A 26928-nucleotide genomic window follows, 5' to 3' on the forward strand; every position below is an offset into this window, starting at 1 on the left:
GGGTGAAGACTCACTGACTGGGCGAACCACGGCCATCACCGAAGGCATCGACCAGCCGTTGCCGTTCCGCCGGAGTCAGCGCCTCCAGCCGCGTCGCCAGCACTTCGTCCAGGCTGCGGGTGCGGGTGGTGCCGAGGATGCCGCTGGCAACGCCGGGATGGCCCAGGGCGTAGGCAAACGCGGTCTGGGCGGGGCGCTGGCTGTGGATGGCGGCGATGGTGTGGCGCATCCGGCGTGCGCTGTGCATCAGGGAGCGGCTGCTCGGCTTCAGCCAGGCTCTGGCCAGGTACCAGGCGTCGGCCGGGCGCGGCAGGCGGGCCCGTGATGGGAGCAGGTGGCCCTGCGCCAGCACGGTGCCGGCCAGCACGCCGATACCGGCCGCGTGCAGCCGGTCGATGAGAGGTTCACGATCCTGCTGCAGGGCGTTGTAGTCCAGAAGCACCACGTCGAACAGCGTGGGATGGTCGATCATCCAGTGCAGGGTCGACGCCGTGTGCGTGTTGATGCCGGTATGCCGGATCAACCCGCGTTCGCGCAGTCGCTGCAGCGCGGCCAGCAGGTCATCGTTGATGTCGTGCTGGCTGGCACCATGCAGCTGGTAGATATCGAGGTAATCCAGGCCGAGGTTGCGCAGCGAGGCTTCGCAGCTGGCGGTGATGGCCGCTGGCGAAAAATTGCGCTGCTCGGCGCCGCTGACGCCGGCCTGGCCGGTCAGCGTGCCGCCCTTGCTGGAGATCACCAGCGAATCGCGCGGGTATTGCTTGAGCAAGGAGCGCAGGATGCGGCCCAGCCGCGGCTCGGCGTGGAAACCGGAGTAGTTGTGACCGGTGTCCAACAGGTTCACGCCCTGTGCCAGTGCATGCTCGACGACGTGCGCGGCCGACTGCTCCGGGAAGCGCCGATGCCCCCAGAAGCCGGAGCACCCAAGGCCGACCGGCGAAACCGCCAGGCCGGTGCGGCCCAGCGTGCGCCGTTGGTGCGCCAACGGCATCAGAATTCCAGGTCCAGCGCTGCGCACAGATAGTCGACGAACGGGCCGAGCGCGGCCAGATCCTTGCCCAGCGTGGACAGCAGGCGTGGGCCGGTCATGGTGGCGTCATCCAGCGGGCGCCACATCACCCAGTTGCGGTGCTTGAGATCGTCGATGAACTCGAAGTCGGCCGGGAAGCCGCGCGGCGGACGCACCAGCTTTTCGCTCTCCTCGAACTCGAAGCGCCTGCGCAGCGCAGGTGCATGGGCCGCGGCCTTCCAGCTGCCCGGATTGTCGAGGATGAAGTGGCGCACGCGGCGCTGGGTTTCCGGTTCCGGGTGCCACAGGCCGGCACCGACAAAGCTCTCGCCCGGCTGCAGGTGAACATAGAACGAGGGCGCGGCCACTTCGCGACGGCGCTCATGGAACAGGCGCGCACCCTGCCAGGTCTTGTAAGGCGATTTGTCGTTGGAGAAACGCGCGTCGCGGTGGATGCGGAACAGTGAGCCGCCGACGCCGCGGGTATCGGCGCGGAAGTGTTCGCTGACCTCGGCAAGGGCTGGCTGAAGGTCACCCAACAGGCGCAGGAACGGCTGTCGCACATGCTCTTCGTACTGCTGGCGGTGGTCGTTGAACCACGCCTTTTCGTTGTGGCGCGCCAGGCTGCGCAGGAACTTGAAGCTGGCGTCCGAGAAATAGGTACTCACAAGGTCTCCTGCAGGTGCTGGCCCCAGTCGCGCAACGATTGCAGCAGGGCCTGGCGCCGCGCGTCGTCGGGCGACTCGGCGGCCAGCGCATCGAGCTGCTGCTGGTACTGGGGCAGGTTGAGTTCGCCCAGGCCGCCGTCTCCCAGCAGGCGCTGGCGCCGGTAATCCTGCCAGCGCTGGCGTTCAGCCGGCGCGAGGCTGTCGGGATGATTGCGCGCACGGTAGCGGAACAGCAGCTCCGGCAGGCGCGGGTCGCGGAAGCGGCCTTCCAGCGCGGCCAACTGCTCCGGTGCGGTGGTGCGGGCCAGCGCCAGCAGCGGTTTGTCGCCGTTGCCGAGGAAGCCGTCGTACAGGGAGGCATCGACGTCGGCCACGGTGGCCGCGCGCGGCTGGTTGTAGACCTGGCGCGCCTTCTCGGCAAGCTGAGGGGCGAACCCGCGCAGCCGTTCAACCTTGGCCTCGATCGCGGCCACGTCCAGGCCCAGGCGCGCGTGGTCGTCGCCACGAAGGTGGTTCCAGGCGACCAGGGCGGGCACCTTGTTCAGGTGCACTTCCTTCAGCGGCACCCGTGCCACGCCCTCGGGCAGTTCACTGGCGCGCAGGTACAGGCGCTGTGCGATCACCTCGGCCGGCAGGGCCAGCAGGTCGTCGATGTCGCCGTCCAGGTCGAACACGATCACCCGGTTGCTGATCGTCGGGTGCACGGCCAACGGCAGCACCGGCGCCGCGCACAGACGGCTGGCGGGGTAGCGCATGGAAATGTGCAGCACCGGCGTCATCGCGGTGACATCCAGCAGGCCGCCGACGAAGCGCTTGTCGCGCAGCTTCAGCGCGTACTCCCACAGGCGCGGCTGCGACTGCTTGAACAGCCGTGCCATGCCGATCGTGGCTCGCACGTCGGATAGCGCTTCGTGCGCATCACCCTCGCGCACGTTGTTGGCTTCGGCCAGGTGCTCGAGTTTGAACGAGGTGGCACCGTCCTCGCGCAGCGGCCACTGGATGCCATCCGGGCGCATCGCGCGCATCAGCCGCAGCATGTCCAGCAGGTCCCAGCGCGAATTGCCGTTGCGCCACTCGCGTTCGTATGGGTCATGGAAGTTGCGGAACAGGCCGTAGCGGACGAATTCATCGTCGAAGCGCAGCGTGTTGTAGCCCAGCGCGCAGGTGCCGGGTCGCGACATCAGTTCGTTGATGCGGTCGAACGCTTCGGCCTCGCTGATGCCTTCGGCCAAGGCCTGCTGCGGGGTGATGCCGGTGACCAGGGTGGCCATCGGTGAGGGCAACAGGTCATCGGCCGGGCGCACGAAGAAGCTGACCGGCGTGTCGATCTCGTTGAGGTCGGGGTCGGTGCGGATGGCGGCGAACTGCGAGATGCGGGTGCGCCGTGGATCCTGGCCGAAGGTTTCCAGGTCGTAGAACAGGAAGCTGTCGGCCATCAGTGCGCACCCTCCAGGACCGGTAGCTGCGCGTGGATCTGCGCTTCCAGCGCCGCCCAGTCGATGTTGTCCAGCGACTCGTGGCCGACCGTGGCCGCCGCCAGCAAATCGCGCTGCAGTTCGGTGCGGCGCAGCGCTTCGGCGTACGGCGTGTGCAGGAAGGTGACCATCGTGTAGTGCGGTACGAAGCGGGTCGGCCAGCGCCGCTGCAGTTCCCGCTCCAGTTCGCGCTGCAGCAGGAACGAGGGATCGGCCACGCGGTCGCGCATTTCCAGGTAGTTCTCCAGCGCCATCTGCTGGATCGCGCGTGCATTGGGTTTGCGCTCGGCCTCGAACGCAGCGAACGCACTTTCCAGGTCATCCGCCTCCATCAGGTGACGGGCCAGCGCAACGCAATCCTCGAACGCGCAGTTCATGCCCTGGCCGTGGAACGGCACCATTGCATGCGCGGCGTCGCCGATCAGTACGGCGCGACCCTGCTGGTGCCAGCGCTCCAGGGTGAGCGTGCCGAGCAGGCCCGGCGGGTGCTGTTCCCAATCCACCCGCAGGTTCGGGATCAGCGGCAGCGCGTCTGCGAACTCGCGAGCGAACAGCGCCTCGGCCTGCGCACCGGTATTGATCGTGGCAAAGCTGGGATCGCCCTGGTTGGGCAGGAACAGGGTGACGGTGAAGGTGCCTTCATGATTGGGCAGGGCGATGCACATGTAGTGGCCGCGTGGCCAGATGTGCAGCGCGTTGCGCTCGATGCGGAAGCCCCCGTCTTCGGCCGGCGGAATCTCCAGCTCCTTGTAGGAGTGATCGAGGAAGGCGATGTCCTCGCCCAGCGGCGCGCGCCGGTTCATTGCCGCACGCAGCGCCGAACCGGCACCGTCTGCACCGATCAGGGTGTCGAAGCGGATGTCGTGCGGGCTGTCATCGCGGTCATCGATGAAGCGGGCGTAGCCGGCATCGAAATCAACGGTGTGCAGGCGGCGATGGAAATGCACGGTGGCCCCTGCCTGTTCGGCCAGTTCCAGCAGCGTGGTGTTCAGGTCGCTGCGGTGGATCGACCAGATCACTTCGCTGTCATCACGGCCATAGCGCTGCAGCTGCGGTTCGCCGTCGCGTGGATGCACCATGCGTCCGCGCATCATCACCGCGCGCGCCATCACCTCGTCTTCCACACCGGCCTGGCGCAGGGCGTTGCGCCCACGCTCGGCCAGCGCCAGGTTGATCGAGCGGCCGCTCTCGTAGTCGGCCACGCGCGGATCGCCGCGGCGTTCGTACAAGGTGATGCGCCAGCCCTGGCGTGACAGCAGGATGGCCAGCAGGGAGCCGGCGAGGCCGGCACCGATAATGCTCAACGAGCGGGAGGCGTGTGCGATCAACGAACTGTCCAGCAGTAGGGGAGGGACCGGCTCAAAGGCCGGCCCAGGCTTCCACTTCCTCGACGAAGTGGTGCACGTCCAGGTAGCGGTTGTAGAGAGGGGTGGGCGAGATGCGGATCACGTCCGGTTCGCGCCAGTCGCCGAGCACGCCGATGCTGCGCAGGTGCTCGAACAGGGCGCGCCCGCGCTCGCGGCCGCCGATCACGCGCAGCGACAACTGGCAGCCGCGGCGCTGCGGGTCTGCCGGGGTGATGATCTCCAGCACCTGCGGCAGGCGTGCCCGCACCAGTGCTTCGAGCATGCCGGTCAGCGCCAGCGATTTGCTGCGCAGCGCGTCCATGCCGGCTCGCTCGAACAGGTCCAGCGAGGCGCGCAACGGTGCCAGCCCCAGAATGGGCGGATTGCTCAGCTGCCACCCTTCGGCACCGATGGCCGGGGTGAACTGCGGTGCCATCTGGAAACGGGTGGCTTCCTCATGGCCCCACCAGCCAGCGAATCGGGGCAGGGTGGTGTCGCGATGGTGGCGCTCGTGCACGAAGGCGCCGGCAACCGCGCCCGGGCCGCTGTTGAGGTATTTGTAATGGCACCACACCGCAAAGTCCGGCGCCACGTCATGCAGGCGCAGCGGCAGGTTGCCCACCGAATGCGCCAGGTCGAAGCCGATGCGCGCCCCCTGCAGGCGTGCGGCGCGGGTGATTGCATCGAGGTCGAAGGCCTGGCCGGTGCGGTACTGCACGCCGGGCCACAGCACCAGCGCCAGGCGCGGGCCGTGCTCGGCGATGGCGCGTTCGATCGCGGTCAGCGAGATCGTGCCGTTGGCTTCGTCCGGCTGCACTTCCACCAGGCACTGGGCCGGGTCGAAGCCATGGAAGCGGATCTGTGCTTCGACCGCGTGGCGGTCGGTCGGGAATGCGCCGGCTTCCATCAGGATCACCGGGCGCTGCGTGGTCGGCCGGTAGAAGCTGACCATCATCAGGTGCAGGTTCACGCTCAGCGTGTTCATCGCCACCACTTCGCTGGGCAGCGCACCGACCACGCGGGCCAGCTGCGCGCTCACCAGGCGGTGGTAGGACAGCCACTGGGTAGGGCCGGTGAAGTGGCCTTCCACCGCCAGCTCGCCCCACTGCTTCATCACTTCCTGCACCGCGGCCTGAGCGCCACGCGGCTGCAGGCCCAGCGAGTTGCCGACGAAGTAGGTCTGCTCGCCGCCGCCATGGCGCGGAATCAGGAATTCGTTACGCATCGGACGCAGCGGATCGGCGGCGTCCAGGGCAATGGCGTGGGTGCGGCTGAGCAGGTCGGACATGGTCGGGCAACAGGCTGCAACGGGACCGCCAGTGTAGCGCTTGGCGGCGTGCCTGCCGCCGAACCTGTAGAGCCGAGCCCATGCTCGGCTGCCGGGCCACGAAGCCGAGCATGGGCTCGGTTCTACAGGGGCAGGTGCTCAGCCCGCCGCCGGCACCGGCAGCGGATCCACGTGCCCGCACTGGCTGCAGGTGCGCAGTTCCAGGCTGGCGTGGTAGCGCGCGAACACCTTGGGCAGGTCGGTCTCGATGTTCTGCAGCGCGAAGAACTCTTCGTGCAGCTTGTGGTTGCAGCGTTCGCAGTGCCAGATCACCCCGTCCTTCTCGTGCGGCAGGCGCTTGCGCTCGACCACCAGGCCGATGCCCCCGGGCGGGCGGCGCGGCGAGTGCGGCACCTTCGCCGGCAGCAGGAAGACCTCGCCGGCGCGGATCGGGATGTCACGTACCGCACCGTCCTCCTGCACCTTCAGCACCATCTCGCCCTCGAGCTGGTAGAACCACTCCGGGCCTTCGTCGTAGTGATAGTCGGTGCGCGAATTCGGCCCGCCGACCACCATCACGATGAAATCGCCGTTGTCGATCATCTTGTTGCCCACCGGCGGCTTCAGCAGGTGGCGGTTCTCCTCGATCCAGGCGTGCAGGTTGATCGGCGAAGCGAGCATGGTGGTCATCCGTGAGGGATCAGTCGCGACGGCCCTTGCGCGGCACGAAGGATAGTGCCTTCTCATACGCCGGCTGCAGCTCTTCCAGCGAGCCTACGTCGATGCCCATTTCACGCACGCGACCGTCCTTCAGGCTGTACACCCAGCCATGCACCATCAGCTTCTGGCCGCGGGCCCAGGCGTCCAGCACGATGGTCGAGCGACAGAGGTTGGCGACCTGCTCGATCACGTTCAGCTCGCACAGGCGGGCGTGCTTGAGTTCATCGTCTTCGATCGCATCGAGGATGCCCTGGTGCTTCTGAACGACGTCGCCGACGTGGCGCAGCCAGTTGTCGGCCAGGCCGACGCGGGTATTGTGCAGGCAGGCGTGCACGCCGCCGCAGCCGTAATGGCCGACGATCAGAATGTGCTTGACCTTCAGCTGGTCCACCGCGTACTGCACCACGCTCAGGCAGTTCAGGTCGGTGTGGGCGACCACGTTGGCAACGTTGCGGTGCACGAACACTTCGCCGGGTGCCATGCCGATGATCTGGTTGGCCGGAACCCGTGAATCGGAGCAGCCGATCCACAGGTACTCGGGATGCTGCTGCTTGGCCAGCTGGTGGAAGAAGTCCGGGTCTTCCTTCTCGATGCGGTCGGCCCAGTCGCGGTTGTTCTGCAGCAGCTTGTGGATGTCTTTCATGTTCGGATGCCTGGCGTCAGGTGGGGGCGCGCCGCAGCCATCCGGCTGCGTCGTCGCGGGAATCGGGGGCGTTCAGCCGCTGCGGGTGGCCTGTTCGCGGTGCCAGCGCATCCACTGCGCCAACTCGGTGGAGGAAGGGGTGCCCAGCTGTTCCAGTTCGGCGATCACGGCACGCTGGTTCGCATCGGGGTGGTTCTGGCTCAGCTTCAGCTTCAGCTGCACGTGTTCAACCTGGAAGCGGAAGCCGACGATGGCGCGCAGCTCCGGGCCGTGTTCGGCGCGCGCGGCATCGAAGCGCCAGGCCTGGCCGACGCTGGCTTCGAAATGGTCGCTGATCGCGCCGACCAGTTCGGCCAGCGCATCGGCGTCGTCGAAGGTGTGCAGCTGGCCGCGCAGCTCGGCGGCGGCGTAGTTCCAGGTCGGCACCCGTGCGGCGGGCTCCTTGTCCGGATACCAGCTGGCCGAGACGTAGCCGTGCGGGCCATCGACCAGTACCTTGGCCGCGCCGCTGTGGCGCGACTGCGGGTTGGCGCGGGCCCAGTGGCCACGCAGTTCGATGTGTTCGCCGTCGCGGTGGTACAGCACCGGCATCCGCGTCAGCTCCGGCAGGCCATCGCTGCCCGGGGTGAGCACGCTGACGAACGGATCGCGCGCCAGCAGGCGGTCCAGCCAGAGCAGGTCGGTCTCGGCGAAGGCGCGCGGGGTGAACATGCCAGGGTCAGGCGCGCCCGCCCAGCGACTGGATCATGCGGCCACGCAGGCCCTCGTCGCTGTCGGCCTGCGGCGGCTGCACTTCGTGCAGGCTGAAGCCGCGCACCAGCGCGTCCTCCTCGTCCAGGCCGTCATACTCGACGAATTCAGCGTCGAACAGCTGCGAACGGGCGGTGTCTTCACTGTCATAGCTCAGCGTGTTGCCGTCGCTGTCGAGCACTTCGGCGGTGCCGGCAGGGCGCACCCGCAGGCGTGCCCAGATCAGGGTGTTGCCGAGGCTGGCCAGCCACCAGCTGTCGCGCGAAGTGGTGATGTCATTCATGGATGTGTTACCAGAGCGAGGCCAGCCAGAGCAGGGCAGCCATGCCCAGTCCGGCCAGCAGGGTCAGCAGCGATACCCAGGCCGGCGTCGCCAGCCCGGACAATGATCGGTCCGGCTGCTGGCGATAGTCGCGGCGCAGCAGCCAGGCCAGGGCATCGGGCTTGAGGAAGGCGCCGCTGCCGAAGCGCTCGGCGAGCGCCGGATGGCGGTCGCGCACGTGCACCAGGGTCAGTGGCCAGAAGATCACGAAGGCACTGAACCCGGCCACTGCAACGCCAACGAAACAGAGGGCGAAGAACAGGGTCATGGGGGCAGCACCTCCGTGGTCGTTTGGGGCTTAGAAGTCCGCGCTGCCCGGGGCGCGCGGGTAGGGGATCGCATCGCGGATGTTGGACAGCCCGCAGACGTAGACCACCAGGCGCTCGAAGCCCAGGCCGAAGCCGGCGTGCGGCACCGAACCATAGCGGCGGAAATCGCGGTACCAGCTGTAGTGCTCACGATCCAGGCCGAACTGGGCCATGCGCGCATCCAGCACGTCCAGGCGCTCTTCGCGCTGGCTGCCGCCGATGATCTCGCCGATGCCCGGGGCCAGCACGTCCATCGCGGCAACGGTCTTGCCGTCGTCGTTCAGGCGCATGTAGAAGGCCTTGATGTGCTCCGGATAGTTGGTCACCACCACCGGACGACCGACATGCTCCTCGGTCAGCCAGCGCTCGTGCTCGGTCTGCAGGTCCAGGCCCCATTCCACCGGGAAGTCGAACTTCCTGCCGGACTTCTGCAGCAGGCTGACCGCATCGGTGTAGTCGATGCGCTCGAACGGCGCGTTGATGAAGTCTTCCAGCTTGGTGATCGCGTTCTTGTCCACGCGCTCGGCGATGAAGGCCAGGTCGTCGCTGCGCTCGTTCAGCACCGCGCGGAACAGGTACTTCAGGAACTCTTCGGCCAGGCGTGCGTCTTCGGCCAGGTCGGCGAAGGCGATTTCCGGCTCGATCATCCAGAACTCCGCCAGATGGCGGGTGGTGTGGCTGTTCTCGGCGCGGAAGGTCGGGCCGAAGGTGTAGACCTTGCTCAGCGCCAGGCAGTAGGCCTCGACGTTCAGCTGGCCGGACACGGTCAGGAACGTTTCCTTGCCGAAGAAGTCGCGGCTGAAATCGATCGCGCCCTTCTCGTCGCGCGGCAGGTTCACCATGTCCAGGGTGGACACGCGGAACATCTGGCCGGCGCCTTCGGCGTCGGAGGTGGTGATGATCGGGGTGCTGATCCAGTTGAAGCCGTTCTCGTGGAAGAAGCGGTGCACGGCCTGGGCCAGGCAGTTGCGGATGCGGGTGACCGCCCCGAACAGGTTGGTGCGCGGGCGCAGGTGGGCCACTTCGCGCAGGAACTCCGGCGACATCGGCTTGGGCTGGATCGGATAGGTGAGCGGGTCTTCGACCCAGCCGACCACTTCAAGCGTGCTGGCCTGGATCTCGAACGACTGGCCCTTGCCCTGCGACTTCACCAGGGTACCGGTGGCGATGACCGAGCAGCCGCTGGTCAGGCGCTTGATCTCGTCGAAGTTGCCCAGGGTGTCGTTGGCCACGACCTGGATCGGGGCGAAGCAGGAGCCGTCGCTCACATTCACGAAGGCCAGATTCGCTGAACCGCGCACCGTGCGCACCCATCCGCGTACCGTGACTTCGCCGCCTTCCGGGATCTTCCCGGCAAGCGCATGTTCAACGCTGACCACCGTCATGACTTGAATCCTCTGCTGATCGACTCGATCTGTGAACACGGGAGTTTACCGGTTGCAGCGTTCTGCTTGCGAGGCATTTTTCGCAGCCACAGCTCCTTATAATGTCCCCGTACCTCTGGAGTAGCCCCATGGCCGTCAGCCTGACCCCCGTTGCCTTCCAGCGCGTGCAGCGCTTTGTCGCCCAGACCCCCGGCGCGCTGGGCCTGCGTTTCGGCGTGACCAGGACCGGCTGCTCCGGCTGGGGCCACATCACCGACCTGGCCCGCGATGAGCGCGAGGGCGATACCGTGTTCGAGCAGGACGGCGTGAAGATCTATGTTGACGCCAAGAGCCTGGCGCTGGTGGACGGCACCGTGATCGACTTCGGCAAGCACGGCCTGAGCGAGACCTTCACGTTCAGCAACCCGAACGCCACCGCCGAGTGTGGCTGCGGCGAGAGCTTCACCACTGACGCCGACAAGGCCTGACGGCCGGCCGGGGCCTGATCGTTCTGGTAGCGCCCAACCCGGGTTGGGCGCTCGCCCCCGGTTCAGGGTGTCAGGTGGCCCACCGGTTGCCCGGCCACCCCATCTGCGCCATAATGCGCGGCTTCCTGCCTCCCTGGCGGGAACCCTTGCCCCACCGCGGTCTCAACGGCGGGGGGCTGTCCGGCCGCAAGGCCACATCCGAAAGGTAGAAAAAAACATGAGTCGTCATTACGAAATCGTGTTCATGGTCCACCCGGACCAGAGCGAGCAGGTCCCGGCCATGATCGAGCGCTACAAGTCGCTGGTCGAGAACGGCAACGGCACCATCCACCGTCTGGAAGACTGGGGCCGCCGCCAGCTGGCGTACCCGATCCAGAACCTGGTGAAGGCCCACTACGTGCTGATGAACATCGAAGCCGACCAGGCCGTTCTGAACGAACTGACCGAGAGCTTCCGCTTCAACGACGCCGTGCTGCGCAACCTGGTCATCAAGCGTGACGAGGCTGACACCGAGCAGTCGCTGATCATGAAGAGCAAGGACGAGAAGGGTGACAAGCCGGAGCGCGGTGAGCGCCGTCGTCGTGACGACGAAGAAGGCGAGTCCAACAACACCGCTGACAACGAAGCCGGCGACGACGCCGCTTCCGCCGCCTAAGGAGCCTTCCCATGTCCAAGTTCTTCCGTCGCCGCAAGTTCTGCAAGTTCACTGCTGAAGGTGTGAAGGAGATCGACTACAAGGATCTCAACACCCTGCGCCAGTACCTTACCGAGAACGGCAAGATCGTGCCGAGCCGCGTCACCGGTACCAAGTCGAAGTACCAGCGCCAGCTGGCGACCGCCGTCAAGCGCGCTCGCTTCCTGGCCCTGATTCCGTACACCGACAACCACGACGTCTGATGCAGGCGGGGCGGCCCGACGCCGCCCCCGCTGTGCCAGCTATTCGGACAGCCTTTGTTGCGGGGCGTTGCCTCGCTAACGAATAACTTATCTGGAGCAATACCATGCAGTTGATCCTCCTGCAGAAAGTCACCAACCTCGGCAACCTGGGCGACCTGGTCGACGTGAAGCCGGGCTACGGCCGTAACTTCCTCGTGCCGCAGGGCAAGGCCGTGCCGGCCACCGAGAGCAACAAGGCCGAGTTCGAAGCCAAGCGCGCCGAATACGAAGCCAAGGCCCAGGCCATCCACGCCGACGCTGAAGGCCGCAAGGCCAAGCTGGAAGGCGCGAGCGTGACCATCGCCGCCAACGCTTCGACCGAAGGCAAGCTGTACGGCTCGGTTGGCCCGCGCGACATCGCCGAGGCCTTCACCGCCGCCGGCCTGCCGCTGGAAAAGAGCGAAGTCATCCTGGGCGAAGGCGCCTTCCGCAACATCGGCGAATACGACGTGCTGGTCCACCTGCACGCCGACGTCGAGACCACCGTCAAGGTCGTCGTCGTCGCCGAAGCCTGATCCCACGCCGCAAGGCCTGGCATCACCGCAGAACGGGCGCCCGCAAGGGTGCCCGTTTTGTTTTGTGGCCCCGTTTCATGGCGTCGATCCATGTTCGCCTGGCGGCAGGGGACCGGTAATGTTCCACGCCCATTCGTAGAACACGGCCACATCGGTATACTCAGGGCGTCACACCCGTTCCACGGGCATCGATCCCAGCAGGATCAATGACTTGGAGGGTACACGCAGGCCGCTTGCCGGCCCCAGTCCGGAACCCCTATGCGTCTTTCCACGATCAAGCTGTCCGGCTTCAAGTCGTTCGTCGATCCGACCACCCTGCACCTGCCGACCAACATGACCGGCGTGGTGGGGCCCAATGGCTGCGGCAAGTCGAACATCATCGACGCCGTGCGCTGGGTCATGGGCGAGAGTTCGGCCAGCCGCCTGCGTGGCGACTCGCTGACCGACGTGATCTTCTCCGGGTCCAATGCCCGCAAGCCGGTGTCGCAGGCCACGGTCGAGCTGATCTTCGACAACTCCGACCACACGATTTCCGGCGAGTACGCCTCGTTCAACGAAATCTCGGTCAAGCGCACGGTCAGCCGCGACGGCACCAGCAACTACTACCTCAACGGCACCAAGTGCCGTCGCCGCGACATCACCGATCTGTTCCTCGGCACCGGCCTGGGGCCGCGCAGCTACTCGATCATCGAGCAGGGCATGATCAGCCAGATCATCGAGGCACGCCCGGAAGACCTGCGCGTGTACCTGGAGGAGGCGGCCGGCATCTCCAAGTACAAGGAGCGCCGCAAGGAGACCGAGACCCGCATCCGCCACACCCGCGAGAACCTGGACCGGCTGGGCGACCTGCGCGACGAGATCAGCAAGCAGCTGGAGCACCTCAAGCGCCAGGCCAGGCAGGCCGAGCAGTACCAGGCCCTGCAGGAAGAGCGCCGGGTCAAGGACGCCGAGTGGAAGGCGCTGGAGTTCCGCGGCCTCGACGGACGCCTGTCCAAGCTGCGCGAAGGATTGTCGCAGGAAGAAACGCGGCTGCAGCAGCTGATCGCCGACCAGCGTGATGCCGAAGCCCGCATCGAAACCTCGCGCGCGCGGCGCGAAGAGGCTGCCGACGCGCTCAACACTGCGCAGGCGGCGGTCTACCAGGTCGGCAGTACGCTGGCGCGCCTGGAACAGCAGATCCAGCACCAGCGCGAGTTGTCGCAGCGCCTGCACAAGGCACGCGATGAAACCCAGCAGGCCCTGGCCGAACTGGGGCAGCACATCAGCGGTGATGAGGCCAGGCTGAGGGTGCTGCGTGAGGCGGTGGAGGCCGCCACTCCGCAGCTGGAAGCACTGCAGGAAGAAAACGAGATCAAGCAGGAAAGCCTGCGCGAGGCCGAAGAGCGGCTGGCCAGCTGGCAGCAGCGCTGGGAACAGCACACCTCGCAGAGTTCGGAAGCCTCGCGCGCCGGCGATGTCGAGCGCACGCGCGTGGACTATCTGGACAAGCAGATCCTCGATGCCGACCGGCGTCGTGAGGCCCTGGCCGCCGAGCGCGCCGGGCTGGATGTGGATGCGCTGGAAGAGGCCTTCGAGCAGCTGCACCTGCAACACGACACGCAGAAGGCTGCGCTGGATGAGCTGAGCGAAGACGTCGAGCTGCGCAAGCAGGGCGTGGCGGCGGTGCAGGAACAGCAGCGCAATGGCCAGAACGAACTGGCCGAACTGCGCAAGCAGGCCAACGGCCTGCGTGGCCGCCTGGCCTCGCTGGAGGCCCTGCAGCAGGCCGCGCTGGGCCAGGAGCAGGGCGCGGCAGTCGCGTGGCTGAAGGCGCGGGGGCTGGATTCTGCGGCGCGTGTCGGCGAGCGCCTCGACGTGGATGCCGGCTGGGAAAACGCGGTGGAAAGCGCGCTCGGCCACTTGATCGAAGGTGTGCTGGTCGATGACCCGGCCAGCCTGGTCGATGCCCTGGGTGAGCTCGGCGATGGTCACCTTGCGCTGGTCGCCAACGGCGATGACGACCTGAAGGTCGCACCGACCTCGCTGGCCGCGCGCGTGCGTGGTCCGGTGGCGATCCGTCGCCTGCTGGCACACCTGCATGCTGCCAAGGACCTTTCCGAAGCGAAGACGTTGCAGGGCAGCCTGCCGGAAGGTGATTCGGTCATCACCCAGGGTGGCGAGCGCCTGGGCCAGGGCTGGCTGCGTGTATCGCGCTCCGGCGCGGCCCAGCAGGGTGCGCTGCTGCGCGAACGCGAGATCCAGGAGCTTCGCGAGCAGATCGAACAGCTGCAGGACCGCGAGGCCGAGCTGGAAGAACAGCTGGCCGGTTTCCGTGAGCAGCTGCACGCTGCCGAACAGCAGCGTGAAGACGCGCAGCGCGCGCTGTACCAGGCCCATCGTGCGGTCTCCGAACTGGCCGGCCAGTTGCAGGGCCAGCAGGGCAAGGTGGAGGCGGCGCGCACGCGCATCGACCGCATCGAAGGCGAGCTGAAGCAACTGCAGGAAACCATTGAAGCCAACAACGAGCAGGCGCGTGAAGCACGCTCGCGGTTGGAGAGTGCGGTCAGCAGCATGGGCGACCTGGAGTCGACCCGGCAGCGGCTGGAGGGCGAACGCCGCCAGCTGACCGAAGCCCGCGACCTGGCCCGTGATGCTGCCCGCGCGGTACGCGAGCGCGCGCATTCGTTGGCCCTGACTTTGGAATCGCAGCGGGCGCAGCTGGCCTCGTTGAGCCAGGCGCTGGAACGCATGGGCACCCAACGTGGACAGTTGGATTCGCGGCTGGGCGAACTGCATTCGCAGCTGGACGAAGGTGATTCGCCGATCGAAGCACTGCAGGCCGAGCACCAGAATGCGCTGGAAGAGCGTGTGCGCGCCGATCGCGTGCTGACCGAGGCGCGAACGCTGCTGGACGGCATCGACGCCGAGCTGCGCAATTACGAGCAGACCCGCCACCAGCGCGACGAGCAGGCGTTGGTCCAGCGCGAGCGCATTTCGCAGCGCAAGCTCGACCAGCAGGCGCTGGTGCTCAGTGCCGACACCCTGCAAGCGGCGGTGGAAAAGGCCGGCTTCGTGCTGCAGGACGTGCTCAACGCACTGCCCGAGGATGCCCGCCTGGGCGACTGGGAGCAGGCGGTCCACCAGATCGATGCTCGCATGCGCCGGCTGGAGCCGGTCAATCTGGCGGCCATCCACGAGTATGGCGAGGCGTCGCAGCGCTCGGACTACCTGGATTCGCAGCACGCCGACCTGACCACAGCACTGGAAACCCTCGAAGATGCCATCCGCAAGATCGACCGCGAGACCCGCGGCCGCTTCAAGGACACTTTCGACCGCGTCAACGCCGGCGTGCAGGCGCTGTACCCGCGCCTGTTCGGTGGCGGCCACGCCTACCTGGAATTGACCGGTGAAGACCTGCTCGACACCGGCGTGACCATCATGGCGCGCCCGCCGGGCAAGCGCGTGTCCAGCATCTCGCTGCTGTCCGGCGGTGAGAAAGCGATGACCGCGGTGGCGCTGGTGTTCGCCATCTTCCAGCTGAATCCGGCGCCGTTCTGCCTGTTGGATGAGGTGGACGCACCGCTGGACGAAGCCAACGTCGGCCGCCTGGCCAACATGGTCAAGGAAATGAGCGAGAAGGTGCAGTTCCTGTTCGTCAGCCACAACAAGGCGACGATGGAGGCCGCGCACCAGCTGTCCGGCGTGACCATGCGTGAGCCAGGCGTCAGCCGCCTGGTCAGCGTGGACCTGGAAGAGGCCGCGCGATTGGCGGGCGCGGCCTGACGTGCCATCCTAGTTACCTGAATGGACTAGCCGGAGAACCTATCGAATGTCCGACACGGCACTGTTGCGCATCGGCATCCTGGCCGCCGGCCTGCTGTTGATCGCCGCGATCTTCCTGTTTGGCCGTCCGAAGAAAAAGCCCCAGGGGCGGCGCGTGGAAAGCGCGGAGCCCACCAGTGGCGAGCGCCGTGAGCCGGTGCTGGGCGACGACGGCGTCGCCGTGGCCGAGGGTCGCATCGAACCGGGCATGGGCACGGAGGGCGAGCAGGCCGAACTCGGCCTGACCGATACCGACCCGGGCGCCAGCGACCTCGGCAAGCGCGCCACCCAGGATTTCGACAAGATCGTCTCGCTGTTCGTGGCCGCCCGGGCCGGCGAGCAGCTGCGTGGCGAGGACATCGTGGTGGCCGCAGAGAAGACCGGCCTGGTGTTCGGCCACATGAACGTGTTCCACCGCCTGGTGGAAGGCCACCCCGAACGCGGGCCGATCTTCTCGATGGCCAGCATCATGAAGCCGGGCAGCTTCGACATGGCCAACATCCGCGCCATGGAAACCCCGGCCATCGCATTCTTCCTGACGCTGCCGGCGCCGCTGACCGCGCTGGACGCCTGGGAGAAGATGCTGCCGACCGTGCAGCGCATGGCCGAGCTGCTCGATGGCGTGGTGCTGGATGACAGCCGCAACGCCCTGGGGCGCCAGCGCATCGCGCACATCCGTGACGAGCTGCGCGCCTACGACCGCCAGCACCAGGCACCGCCGCTGACCAAGACCCCGCGCTGGTGAGCGCCATGGTGTGCCGACCAACGGTCGGCACCCACAACAGTAGATGCACGCCATGCGTGGATGGGGCGAACCAAGGTTCGCCCCTATCAACAGGGTCAGGCCGGTACGCCGGCCACCTTGGCGAACGCACGGCGGAATGCGGCCATCTCCTCTTCGGTGCCGACCGTTACGCGCACGCGCTGCGGCCAGATCGGCCAGCTGCGCCCGATCACCACGCCGTTCTCCGCCATTGCCTTGGCGAACGCGCTGCCATCGCGCTGCACGTCGACTATGAAGCAGTTCGCCTCCGAGGGTACGCAGCTGAACCCGCGCTTGCCGAGCCAGGCGATGGTGGCCTGCCGCACCGTGGCGTTCTGCAGGCGCCGCTGGGGGATCAGCTGCGGGTCGCGCAGGCTGGCCAGTGCCGCCGCCAGCGCCGGAACCGGCAGCGGGTTGTCGCCCAGGCTGGCCAGTTCGCGCAGACGGTCGGGATGTGCGGCCGCCACGCCCAGGCGCAGGCCGGCCATGCCGTACAGCTTGGAAAACGTGCGCAGCACGATCAGGTCATCGCGCTGCGTCACCTGGGTGATCAGGCTGGGCTGATCGCTGTACTGCAGGTAGGCCTCGTCGACCAGCACGCGGGTCGATGCGGGCTTGTGGGCCAGCAGCCAGGCAAGCTCATCTGGCGGGCTGATCGACCCAGTCGGATTGTTCGGGTTGCACACATACAGCAGCCCGGTCGGGCGCGCGTGCGCGGCAGCGACCATCGCACGTAGGTCATGCGCACCGTCCTCGCGCAGCGGCACTTTCTGCACATGCGCACCGTGGGCGGCGGCGACCTCGCCGAGCGTCTCGAAGGTCGGGTCGGCGACTACCAGTCCCGCCTGCGGCCCGGTCCACAGCACGGCGGCACGGTTCAGCGGTTCGCTGGAACCCGGATAGAGGCGCACGTGATCAGCCGGGATGCGCGCCTGCTCGATGAAGGCATCGCGCACTTGGCCTGCCAGCGCGAAGCGGTAGCGACCGCATCCGGCGATGCTGTCGCGTGCTGCCTGCCGGGCTGCAGGCGAGGGGCCGTAGGGACATTCGTTGAAATTCAGCAGCACCGCACCTTCGGCGGGGGCGGGAGCGGCGGCTGTCGCCGGTTGGGTATGGCCAAGCTGCGGCAGCCCGCTGCCAGCGACGGCGAGGCCAGCACCGGCCAGTTGCAGGAAGCGTCGACGGGAAGCAGGCAGGGGCACGGGCAGGGTCACGGGCAGGAATCCGAGGGGAGACCGTGGCACGCTAGCGTCGGCGGGGGCCGGGCGGCAAGCAGGTTTTTTTGTAGCGTCGAGGCATGCTCGATGACAGCTGTGCCAACCAGGGAGAAGGTTTGCATCCACCGGGGCGGGGAGAAAGCTTGCATCCACCAAGGCGGCGAGAAGGTTGGCATCCACCAGGGCAGGGGAGCGGCCGTCGAGCATGGCTCGACGCTGCGAAGGCAGGGCGTTACAGGGCCTGACGGCCGGGCGCGGTAGAATCCCCGGCCATCCCAGAACCACCGGATCCCGATGAGTCCCAGCCCCGCCGAACGCGCCGACGACCTCCGCCGGCAGATCGCCCAGGCCAACCGCGCCTACCATGAGCTGGACGCGCCGGAGATCCCCGACGTCGATTACGACCGGTTGGTGCGCGAACTGGAAGCACTGGAGCGCGAACATCCTGAACTGGCCCGCGCCGACAGCCCGACCCAGCAGGTCGGTGCGCGTCCTTCCGGCCGCTTCGCCGAGGTGCGCCATGCTGTGCCGATGCTGTCGCTGTCCAATGCGTTCAGCGACGAGGAGGTGGCTGATTTCGTGCGCCGCATTGACGAGCGGCTGGGGCGTCGCAGCCTGCGGTTTTCGGCCGAGCCGAAGATGGACGGGCTGGCGATCAGCCTGCGCTACGAGGACGGTCATTTCGTGCTCGGCGCGACCCGTGGCGATGGCACGACCGGCGAGGACGTGACGGCCAATCTGCGCGAGATCGGCGACATTCCCAAGCGCCTGCACGGCAAGGACTGGCCGGATGTGCTGGAGGTGCGCGGCGAGGTGTACATGGCCCGCGCCGACTTCGAGGCCTACAACGAGCGTGCGCGCCTGCACGGCGGCAAGGTGCTGGCCAATCCGCGCAACGCGGCGGCCGGTTCGCTGCGCCAGCTCGACCCGAAGATCAGTGCGCAGCGCAGGTTGAGCTTCTTTGCCTACGGTACCGGTGAAGTGCAGGGCGGCGAGCTGCCCGATACCCATTCGGGCACCCTGGCCCAGCTCGGCGCCTGGGGCTTCCCGGTCAGCGAGCTGTGCAAGGTGGTGGAGGGCACTGATGGCCTGCTCGGCTACTACCGCGATATCGGTGAGCGCCGCGATCGCCTGCCGTTCGACATCGACGGCGTGGTCTACAAGCTGGATGACCGCGCCGGCCAGCAGGCCATGGGCTTCGTTTCGCGCGCGCCGCGCTGGGCCATCGCGCACAAGTTCCCGGCGCAGGAACAGAGCACGACGGTAGAGGCCATCGAGATCCAGATCGGCCGCACCGGTGCCGCAACACCGGTCGCGCGACTGGCACCGGTGGCCGTGGCCGGCGTGATCGTGTCCAACGCCACCCTGCACAACGCCGACCAGATCGCACGCCTGGATGTGCGCGTGGGCGACAGCGTGATCGTGCGCCGTGCCGGCGACGTGATCCCGGAAGTGGTCAGCGTCATCCTTGATCGCCGCCCACAGGGCACTTTGCCGTGGCAGATGCCGACGCGCTGCCCGGTGTGCGGCTCGGAGATCGTGCGCGAGGAAGGGGCAGCAGCATGGCGCTGCTCGGGCGAACTGTCCTGCCCGGCGCAGCGCAAGGAAGCCATTGCCCATTTCGCCTCGCGTCGCGCGATGGACATCGATGGCCTGGGCGACAAGTACATCGAAACCCTGGTCGACGCCGGCATCGTCAGGAGCGTGGCCGACCTGTACCGGCTCAGTCGTGACCAGCTGCTGCACCTGAAGCTGGTGCTGGATGCGGAAGACCCGTCCGCACTGGCCGCTGCGCTGAAACCGCATCTGCCCGCCGAGGGCAGTGGCGCGGTACTCAACGCCGTGCTGAAGCTGGACGGCAGCGATCCGGGCTGGCGCGCGCAGGCGCTGGCACAGCCCGCCAGCTTCGAATGGAACACGAAGAAGATCGCCACCAAGTGGGCCGACAACCTGATCGCAGCAATCGACGCCAGTCGTGCCGCCACGCTGGAACGCCTGCTGTTCGCGCTCGGCATCGAACACGTTGGCGAGAGCACCGCCAAGGCCCTGGCGCAGTGGTTCGGTGACCTGGAACTGATCCGCCATCTGCCGTGGCCGCTGTTCAAGCGCGTGCCGGACATCGGTGGCGAAGTGGCGCGCTCGCTCGGTCACTTCTTCGAACAGCAGGGCAACCAGCAGGCCATCGATGACCTGCTGCAGGTCGGCCAGGTGCGCATCAGCGATGTACATGCCCCCAGTGCCAAGCTGCGCGAGGGACTGGACCTGGCGCAGCTGCTGGTCGAGTCGGAGATCCCCGGCATCACCCGTCTGCGCGCCGAAAAACTGGTGGCAGCGCTCCCGGGGGCACAGGCGGTGCTCGATGCCGAGCATGGCCAGTTCGTCAATGCCGGCTTGTCCGATGACACCGCGCGCGGACTGGCGGAGTGGCTCGATGCCGATGGCCATGGCGAGATGTTGCTGGCGGCCGAAAAGGCGATGCAGCAGATCCTGGCCAAGGCGCCGGCGCTGACCGAGATCGTGGCGGGCCCGCTGGACGGGCAGACCGTTGTGCTCACTGGCACCCTGGCCCAGCTCACCCGCGATGTCGCCAAGGAGCGCCTGGAGGCGCTGGGCGCCAAGGTTTCCGGCAGCGTGTCGAAGAAAACCAGCTTCGTGGTCGCCGGCACCGAGGCCGGCTCCAAGCTGGACAAGGCGCAGTCGCTGGGCGTGCCGGTGTGGGACGAGGAACGCCTGCTGGCCTACCTTGCCGAACACGAATGATGATCCCGCCGGGTGCCGCGCCTGGCATGCAGCACAAAGGAACACCGATGCAGACCGCCCCACTGGATTTCCGCCTGGCCACCCGTGCCGACGAGGAATTGTTGATCACCTTGATGCGCGAGTTCTACGCCGAAGACAGGATCGACTTCGATGACGCGCGCGTGCGTCGCGGCGTGGACGCGCTGCTGGCCGATCCGCGCAATGGCGAAGTGCTGTTGTGGCTGGACGAGGCGGGCGAGGTGGTCGGCTACGCGGTGATCGCGATGGGCTTCAGCCTGGAACAGGGCGGCCACTTCATGCTGCTGGACGAGCTGTACCTGAGCCATCGCGCGCGTGGGCGTGGCCGCGGCAAGCAGGCGCTGGCCATCTGCGAACAGCGCGCTCGCGGTCGTGGCGTCAGCCGCCTGCGCCTGGAAGTGAACCACCACAACGAACTGGCACGGCGCCTGTACCTGGCCAGCGGCTACATCGACGATACGCGCGATCTGCTGACCCTGCCGCTCGACCATCCGCGCCCGGAGGGCATCCTGTGAGCGAGGCCCTGCTGCGCGCGCTGCAGCAGCGCGCCGCGCTCAATGCGCTGGTGCGCCGCTTCTTTGCAGAGCGCGATGTGCTCGAGGTGGAGACGCCGATCCTGTCGGTCGCGGGCAACACCGAGCCGAACATCGACAGCTTCCATACCGACTTCACCGGCCATGTCGATGCCGGTGGACGCCGCCGATGGCTGCGCACCTCGCCGGAGTATCCGCTCAAGCGCCTGCTCGCTGCCGGCGTGGGCGACTGTTATGAACTGGGCCGGGTGTTCCGCAATGGCGAGGCCGGCGGCCGCCACAACCCGGAGTTCACCATGCTTGAGTGGTACCGGGTCGGCTGGGACCACCACCGGCTGGTGCAGGAAACCGCCGAGCTGGTAGGCCAGGCGTTGGCCCTGGTCGGGCGCCATGCGACGCTGCATGTGCTCAGTTACCGGGAGCTGTTCCAGCAGTACGTGGGCGTGGATCCGTTCGAGGCCGATGAGGCCGCGCTGCGTGCCGCGTTGGGCGAGGTGCACATTGACCCGGTCGGGCTGACCCGCGATGACTGGCTGGATCTGCTGATGACCCACCGTATCCAGCCGCGCTTCGATGGCGATGTCATGACCGTGGTCCACGACTGGCCGGCCAGCCAGGCAGCATTGGCCCGCGTCCGCCCGGGCACGCCCCCGCTGGCCGAACGTTTCGAGCTGTACCTGGGCGCGGTGGAACTGGCCAACGGCTACCACGAACTGAACGACGCCGACGAGCAGCGCGCGCGCTTCCAGCGCGATCTGCAGCGCCGCCACGAGCGCGGCCAGGTGCTACCGGCCGTGGACGAGGCGCTGCTGTTGGCGCTGCCGTCGATGCCCGCCTGCGCCGGGGTGGCGGTGGGTGTCGACCGCCTGTTGATGGCGATGAACCGCACGCCGCGGATTGCTGATGTGCTGGCCTACGACTTTGCCCACGCGTGAGTGCGGCGCACGTTCCTGAACGTTGAAGACTGAACGGATTGCCGCGTTTCCGCGCTTGCTTCGGTAAGCGGGATGATGCTCTTATCACGGCAGATGCGGGACACTGGCATCGGAATTCGTCCACTCCTGTTGGGGAAGGCATTGGTCAAGTGGTTTGCGGTCGTGGCGGCACCGGTGTACTCCATCGCGCTTTGGGGTGCCTGGCTGCCGTCATCGGCGTCGGCCCAGCAGGCAGGCTATGACGGCGAAGTGGTGACCTGCGAATCGCGCGACATGGGCTGGGTGCACTGCGATATCGATGTGGACAACGGCGTCGATCTGGTGCGCCAGCTGTCGAGCAACAGCTGCATCCGCGGCAGCGAGTGGGGCACCGACCGCAGCGGCGTGTGGGTCACCCTTGGCTGCCGCGCCGAATTCCGGGCGCGCCGTGCGCAGGGTGCGGCGCCTGCGGCAACGGAAGGCAAGCGCCTGGTGCGCCGCGTGGTGCGCTGCGAATCCAATGGCCGTCCGCAGAGTTGCCCGGTACGCCTGGATGGCGCGCCGGTGCGCCTGCTTCGCCAGTTGTCGGTGCTGCCGTGCCGCGAAGGCCAGGGATGGGGCTACAAGCGCAATGAAGTCTGGACCAGCCGTGGCTGCCAGGGCGATTTCGAGGTGGCCGACGAGGAGGGCCGCTTCGTCGATGTGCCGCGCCGCCTGACCTGCGAATCGAAGTCGAAGAAGCGCCGCTTCTGCGGCGCCAGCATCTCGGTGGGTGCTGTGGTCTCCGAGCAGCTGTCCAGCACGCCCTGCGAGGAAGGCAGCACCTGGGGCTGGAACCGCAACGGGATCTGGGTGGACGGCGGCTGCCGCGCCGAATTCTCGGTGAATTGAGCCGGGACGGGCTCCAACCACGCGGGGCGTGGCCCTACAATGGGCCCATGAACACTGCCTCCGACATCGACTACGCCCGTTACGACCACATCCGCCCGATCCTGTGGACCGGCGATGCCTTGCAACTGCTGGACCAGCGCAAGCTGCCGTTCGTGGTCGAGCACGTGGTCTGCCATGACAGTGACGAGGTTGCCAGCGCCATCCACGCGCTGACCGTGCGTGGCGCGCCGGCGATCGGTATTGCCGCCGCGTGGGGCGTGGTGCTGGCGGCACGCGAGGTGCAGGCCGCCGATGGCGCGCATGCGCTGCAGCAGCTGGAGCCAGCCCTGCAGCGCCTCAATGCGTCGCGCCCGACGGCGGTCAACCTGGCCTGGGCGCTGGCGCGCATGCGCCGTTGCCTGAACGCCGCCGGCGCAGACTGGAAGGCGTTGCTGGAGGCGGAAGCGCAGGCGATTGCCGATGAAGACCTGGCCGCCAACCGCCACATGGGGGCGCTGGGTGCTGGCCTGATCGAGGCCGGCAGCGGCGTGCTGACCCATTGCAATACCGGCTCGCTGGCCACCGCAGGCTTCGGCACGGCGCTGGGCGTGATCCGCGCTGGCATGGCCCAGCACCGCATCGCCCGCGTGTTTGCCGGCGAGACCCGGCCCTGGCTGCAGGGCGCCCGCCTGACCGTGTGGGAACTGCAGCAGGATGGCATCGACGCTACCCTGATCGCCGATTCGGCTGCCTCGCACCTGATGAAGACCGGCGCCGTGCAGTGGGTGATCGTCGGCGCAGACCGCATCTGCGCCAATGGCGATACCGCCAACAAGATCGGCACCTACCAGCTGGCCATCGCGGCCCGCCATCACGGCGTGAAGTTCATGGTCGTAGCGCCGTCCTCGACGGTGGACATGGACACCGTGGACGGCAGCCAGATCGAGATCGAGCAGCGCGATCCGGGCGAACTGTACGGCGTGGGCGGGACCCGCACCGTGGCCGAGGGCATCGCCGCCTGGAACCCGGTGTTCGACGTCACCCCGGGCGAGTTGATCGACGCCATCGTGACCGAGCGCGGGGTGATCCTGAACCCGACCGCCCACAACATGCGCACCGCCTTCGACGGCTGAGGCGGGACAGTATCGAGGATGTCTGTAGAGCCGAGCCCATGCTCGGCTCAGCCAGCGAATCCGCCGCAGCCGAGCATGGGCTCGGCTTTACAGGGCGGTATGGGGCCCTAAGTTCCTGATTTGTGCCGGTAAAATCCCCATGAAGGGAGGCGGAAAACGGCCTGTTGTGGTAGTATCCACAGGTTGAATCGAGGTTCCGGCGCGACCCCCTCCCGCAGAGGGCTGCGCCGGACTGGACCGCTACCAGACAACGGAACCCGAATGGCAGAAACCGCCAAGGAAATCATCCAGGTCAACCTGGAAGACGAGATGCGCAAGAGCTACCTCGATTACGCCATGAGCGTGATCGTGGGCCGCGCGCTCCCGGATGCGCGCGACGGCCTCAAGCCGGTGCATCGTCGCGTGCTGTTCGCGATGAACGAGTTGAACGCGCACAGCAACAAGCCTTACTTCAAGTCGGCGCGTATCGTCGGTGATGTCATCGGTAAGTACCACCCGCATGGCGATCAGTCGGTATACGACACGCTGGTGCGCCTGGCTCAGCCGTTCTCGCTGCGCTACATGCTGGTCGACGGCCAGGGTAACTTCGGTTCGATCGACGGCGACTCCGCTGCGGCGATGCGATACACCGAGGCGCGCATGTCGCGCCTGGCGCATGAGCTGATGGCGGACATCGACAAGGAAACCGTCGATTTCCAGCCCAACTACGATGAAAAGGAACTGGAGCCGACGGTCATGCCGACCCGGTTCCCGAACCTGCTGGTCAACGGTTCGGCCGGTATCGCGGTGGGCATGGCGACCAACATCCCGCCGCACAACCTGAGCGAATCGATCAACGCCTGCATCGCGCTGATCGACAACCCGGACATCGACGTCGACGGCCTGATGGAATACATCCCGGGCCCGGATTTCCCGACTGCCGGCATCATCAACGGCACTGCCGGCATCGTCGCCGGCTACCGCACCGGCCGTGGCCGCGTGCGCATCCGTGCCAAGGCCGATATCGAAGTGGCCGACAACGGCCGCGAATCGATCATCGTCACCGAAATTCCCTACCAGGTGAACAAGGCGCGTCTGATCGAGAAGATCGCCGAGCTGGTCAAGGAAAAGAAGATCGAAGGCATCAGCGAGCTGCGCGATGAGTCCGACAAGGACGGCATGCGCATCTACATCGAGATCAAGCGCGGCGAATCTGCCGAGGTTGTGCTGAACAACCTGTACCAGCAGACCCAGATGGAGTCGGTGTTCGGCATCAACATGGTGGCGCTGGTCGATGGCCGCCCGCAGTTGATGAACCTCAAGCAGATGCTGGAGGCGTTCGTCCGTCACCGCCGCGAAGTGGTCACCCGCCGCACCGTGTTCGAGCTGCGCAAGGCGCGCGCCCGTGCCCATGTGCTGGAAGGCCTGACCGTCGCGCTGGCCAACATCGACGAGATGATCGAACTGATCAAGACCTCGCCGAACCCGAATGAAGCCCGCGAGCGCATGCTGGCACGCGTGTGGGAGCCGGGCCTGGTCGGTGCGATGCTGGGTGCCGCCGGTGCCGAAGCATCGCGTCCTGAAGACCTGCCCAAGGGTGTGGGCCTGATCGAGGGCGGCTACCAGCTGACCGAGATCCAGGCCACCCAGATCCTGGAAATGCGCCTGCACCGCCTGACCGGGCTGGAGCAGGACCGCCTGACCGACGAGTACAAGCAGCTGCTGGAAGTGATCGCCGGGCTGATCCACATCCTGGAAGATCCCGATCGCCTGCTGCAGGTCATCCGCGAGGAGCTGGTCAACGTCAAGGCCGAGTTCGGCGACGAACGTCGCACCGAAATCCGCCACAGCGAAGAAGACCTGGACATCCTCGACCTGATCGCACCGGAAGACGTGGTGGTCACCGTGTCGCATGCCGGTTACGTGAAGCGGCAGCCGGTGAGCGTGTACCGCGCACAGCGCCGCGGTGGGCGTGGCCGCAGTGCGGCGGCGACCAAGGAAGAGGATTTCATCGAACAGCTGTGGCTGGTCAACACGCACGACACGCTGCTGACCTTCACCAGCTCGGGCAAGGTGTTCTGGCTGCCGGTCTACCAGCTGCCGGAAGCGGGTTCCAACGCCCGCGGCCGTCCGATCATCAACTGGATTCCGCTGGAACCGGGCGAACGCGTGCAGGCCGTGCTGCCGGTGCGCGAGTACGCCGATGGCCAGTTCGTGTTCTTCGCTACGAAGAACGGTACGGTCAAGAAGACCCCGCTGGGCGAGTTCGCCTTCCGCCTGGCCCGCGGCAAGATCGCGATCAACCTCGATGAGGGCGATGCCCTGGTCGGCGTCGGCCTGACCGATGGCCAGCGCGACATCCTGCTGTTCGCCTCCAATGGCAAGACCGTGCGCTTCGGCGAGGACAAAGTCCGCTCGATGGGCCGTACCGCAACCGGCGTGCGTGGCATCAGGATGCCGGCCGGCGAGGAAGTGGTCAGCCTGATCGTGGCCGAAAGTGCCGGTGGCATAGAGGACGAGAACGAGGACGACAACGGTGTCGAGGAAGCCACCGCCAATGGCGATGCGGTGATCGATAGTGCCGATGACGCCAGCGTGCAGTACATCCTGACCGCCACCGAGAACGGCTACGGCAAGCGCACCCCGCTGCCGGACTACCCGCGCAAGGGCCGCGGCACCCAGGGCGTGATCGGCATCCAGACCACCGAGCGCAACGGCAAGCTGGTCGCTGCGGTGCTGATGGGCTCGAATGACGAAGTCCTGCTGATCTCCGATGGCGGCACCCTGGTGCGTACGCGTGGCTCGGAAATCAGCCGCGTCGGCCGCAACACCCAGGGCGTCACCCTGATCCGCCTGTCCAAGGATGAGAAGCTGCAGGCGGTGGAGCGCTTGGATGCCTCGATCGATGAGGACGAGGACGAGGTGGCGGTCGCCACCCCCGCCACGACCGACGGCGCACCGGCTGCGGCCAGCAGCGAGGACGCCGCGCAGGAATGACCCTGCCGCTGTGAGAGGTATCCGACGACGCCGGCCCTGTGCCGGCGTCGTCATTTCTGCGGATCTTCGTGGTGGATTCTCCGATCGCTGCGGACCCTCCGATCGCTGCGGTAGAGTCGACTGTCAGTCGAC

General features: G+C 67.0%; 24 protein-coding genes. 12 read left to right on the plus strand and 12 right to left on the minus strand.

The features are described 5' to 3' along the window. Positions 1-10: 10 nt before the first annotated feature. The 11 genes from BN1263_RS11650 to asnS form a co-directional block, all read right to left on the minus strand. Positions 11-991, minus strand: coding sequence for an aldo/keto reductase (locus tag BN1263_RS11650; RefSeq protein ID WP_058981295.1), 981 nt, complete (start codon positions 989-991; stop codon positions 11-13). After that, entirely contained in the window at positions 991-1677 is a 687-nt protein-coding gene (locus tag BN1263_RS11655) for a DUF2461 domain-containing protein (protein ID WP_021202728.1), read from the minus strand. Before BN1263_RS11655 ends, BN1263_RS11650 begins: the two co-directional genes overlap by 1 nt. Continuing rightward, on the minus strand, positions 1674-3113 hold the full coding sequence (gene sbcB / locus BN1263_RS11660; RefSeq protein ID WP_058981297.1) for an exodeoxyribonuclease I: 1440 nt from the start codon (positions 3111-3113) through the stop codon (positions 1674-1676). Before sbcB ends, BN1263_RS11655 begins: the two co-directional genes overlap by 4 nt. Continuing rightward, positions 3113-4480, minus strand: a complete 1368-nt coding sequence (locus tag BN1263_RS11665) for an FAD-dependent oxidoreductase (protein ID WP_019660377.1) — start codon at positions 4478-4480, stop codon at positions 3113-3115. The genes sbcB and BN1263_RS11665 overlap by 1 nt, the downstream gene beginning before the upstream one ends. Positions 4481-4511: 31 nt before the next feature. Continuing rightward, entirely contained in the window at positions 4512-5786 is a 1275-nt protein-coding gene (gene kynU / locus BN1263_RS11670) for a kynureninase (protein WP_019660376.1), read from the minus strand. Positions 5787-5924: 138 nt separating this feature from the next. Then, positions 5925-6446, minus strand: a complete 522-nt coding sequence (locus BN1263_RS11675) for a 3-hydroxyanthranilate 3,4-dioxygenase (protein ID WP_026347065.1) — start codon at positions 6444-6446, stop codon at positions 5925-5927. Between the two features lie 19 nt (positions 6447-6465). Then, positions 6466-7128 (minus strand): carbonate dehydratase, encoded by a 663-nt coding sequence (gene can, locus BN1263_RS11680; RefSeq protein ID WP_005417406.1) that lies wholly within the window; start codon positions 7126-7128, stop codon positions 6466-6468. A 72-nt stretch (positions 7129-7200) separates the two neighbouring features. Further along, a complete protein-coding gene (locus BN1263_RS11685; RefSeq protein ID WP_058981300.1) occupies positions 7201-7839 on the minus strand; it encodes an FMN-binding negative transcriptional regulator in 639 nt (212 codons plus the stop codon). 7 nt (positions 7840-7846) lie between these two features. After that, a complete protein-coding gene (locus BN1263_RS11690; protein ID WP_019660373.1) occupies positions 7847-8161 on the minus strand; it encodes a hypothetical protein in 315 nt (104 codons plus the stop codon). 7 nt (positions 8162-8168) lie between these two features. Next, positions 8169-8468, minus strand: a complete 300-nt coding sequence (locus BN1263_RS11695; RefSeq protein WP_005417403.1) for a hypothetical protein — start codon at positions 8466-8468, stop codon at positions 8169-8171. Between the two features lie 30 nt (positions 8469-8498). Beyond that, positions 8499-9893, minus strand: coding sequence for an asparagine--tRNA ligase (gene asnS, locus BN1263_RS11700; RefSeq protein ID WP_021202732.1), 1395 nt, complete (start codon positions 9891-9893; stop codon positions 8499-8501). A 128-nt stretch (positions 9894-10021) separates the two neighbouring features. Between asnS and BN1263_RS11705 the strand changes: the two genes are divergently transcribed. The 6 genes from BN1263_RS11705 to zipA all read left to right on the plus strand — a co-directional run bounded on the left by BN1263_RS11705 (position 10022) and on the right by zipA (position 16357). Beyond that, entirely contained in the window at positions 10022-10360 is a 339-nt protein-coding gene (locus BN1263_RS11705) for a HesB/IscA family protein (protein ID WP_058981301.1), read from the plus strand. 217 nt (positions 10361-10577) lie between these two features. After that, positions 10578-11015, plus strand: coding sequence for a 30S ribosomal protein S6 (gene rpsF / locus BN1263_RS11710; RefSeq protein ID WP_005410228.1), 438 nt, complete (start codon positions 10578-10580; stop codon positions 11013-11015). 11 nt (positions 11016-11026) lie between these two features. Beyond that, a complete protein-coding gene (gene rpsR / locus BN1263_RS11715) occupies positions 11027-11257 on the plus strand; it encodes a 30S ribosomal protein S18 (RefSeq protein ID WP_002804494.1) in 231 nt (76 codons plus the stop codon). A gap of 104 nt (positions 11258-11361) precedes the next feature. Next, positions 11362-11811, plus strand: coding sequence for a 50S ribosomal protein L9 (gene rplI / locus BN1263_RS11720; RefSeq protein WP_005410227.1), 450 nt, complete (start codon positions 11362-11364; stop codon positions 11809-11811). Positions 11812-12069: 258 nt separating this feature from the next. Then, positions 12070-15573 carry a chromosome segregation protein SMC gene (gene smc, locus BN1263_RS11725; protein ID WP_058981303.1) on the plus strand — a complete coding sequence of 1168 codons (3504 nt, stop codon included), beginning with the start codon at positions 12070-12072 and terminating at the stop codon, positions 15571-15573. A 46-nt stretch (positions 15574-15619) separates the two neighbouring features. Next, positions 15620-16357: a cell division protein ZipA gene (gene zipA / locus BN1263_RS11730; RefSeq protein WP_058981305.1), complete on the plus strand. Its 738-nt coding sequence runs from the start codon at positions 15620-15622 to the stop codon at positions 16355-16357. Positions 16358-16452: 95 nt separating this feature from the next. Here zipA and BN1263_RS11735 read toward each other — a convergent pair whose 3' ends face one another. Beyond that, a complete protein-coding gene (locus BN1263_RS11735) occupies positions 16453-17577 on the minus strand; it encodes a pyridoxal phosphate-dependent aminotransferase (RefSeq protein WP_058981436.1) in 1125 nt (374 codons plus the stop codon). Between the two features lie 303 nt (positions 17578-17880). On the opposite strand from BN1263_RS11735, the gene ligA reads away from it, so the two are divergent. The 6 genes from ligA to gyrA all read left to right on the plus strand — a co-directional run bounded on the left by ligA (position 17881) and on the right by gyrA (position 26796). Beyond that, complete coding sequence (gene ligA, locus BN1263_RS11740; protein ID WP_186008967.1) at positions 17881-20352, plus strand: NAD-dependent DNA ligase LigA; 2472 nt, start codon at positions 17881-17883, stop codon at positions 20350-20352. 47 nt (positions 20353-20399) lie between these two features. Then, complete coding sequence (locus BN1263_RS11745) at positions 20400-20885, plus strand: GNAT family N-acetyltransferase (RefSeq protein WP_019660365.1); 486 nt, start codon at positions 20400-20402, stop codon at positions 20883-20885. Continuing rightward, positions 20882-21838: an EF-P lysine aminoacylase EpmA gene (epmA, locus tag BN1263_RS11750; protein ID WP_021202737.1), complete on the plus strand. Its 957-nt coding sequence runs from the start codon at positions 20882-20884 to the stop codon at positions 21836-21838. The genes BN1263_RS11745 and epmA overlap by 4 nt, the downstream gene beginning before the upstream one ends. A gap of 141 nt (positions 21839-21979) precedes the next feature. Then, on the plus strand, positions 21980-22708 hold the full coding sequence (locus BN1263_RS11755; protein ID WP_058981310.1) for a DUF3011 domain-containing protein: 729 nt from the start codon (positions 21980-21982) through the stop codon (positions 22706-22708). 47 nt (positions 22709-22755) lie between these two features. Beyond that, complete coding sequence (mtnA, locus tag BN1263_RS11760; protein ID WP_058981311.1) at positions 22756-23820, plus strand: S-methyl-5-thioribose-1-phosphate isomerase; 1065 nt, start codon at positions 22756-22758, stop codon at positions 23818-23820. Between the two features lie 261 nt (positions 23821-24081). After that, positions 24082-26796: a DNA gyrase subunit A gene (gene gyrA, locus BN1263_RS11765; RefSeq protein WP_058981314.1), complete on the plus strand. Its 2715-nt coding sequence runs from the start codon at positions 24082-24084 to the stop codon at positions 26794-26796. Positions 26797-26928: the final 132 nt, after the last annotated feature.

The sequence above is a fragment of the Stenotrophomonas thermophila genome (genome assembly GCF_001499715.1).
Taxonomy (GTDB): domain Bacteria; phylum Pseudomonadota; class Gammaproteobacteria; order Xanthomonadales; family Xanthomonadaceae; genus Stenotrophomonas; species Stenotrophomonas hibiscicola.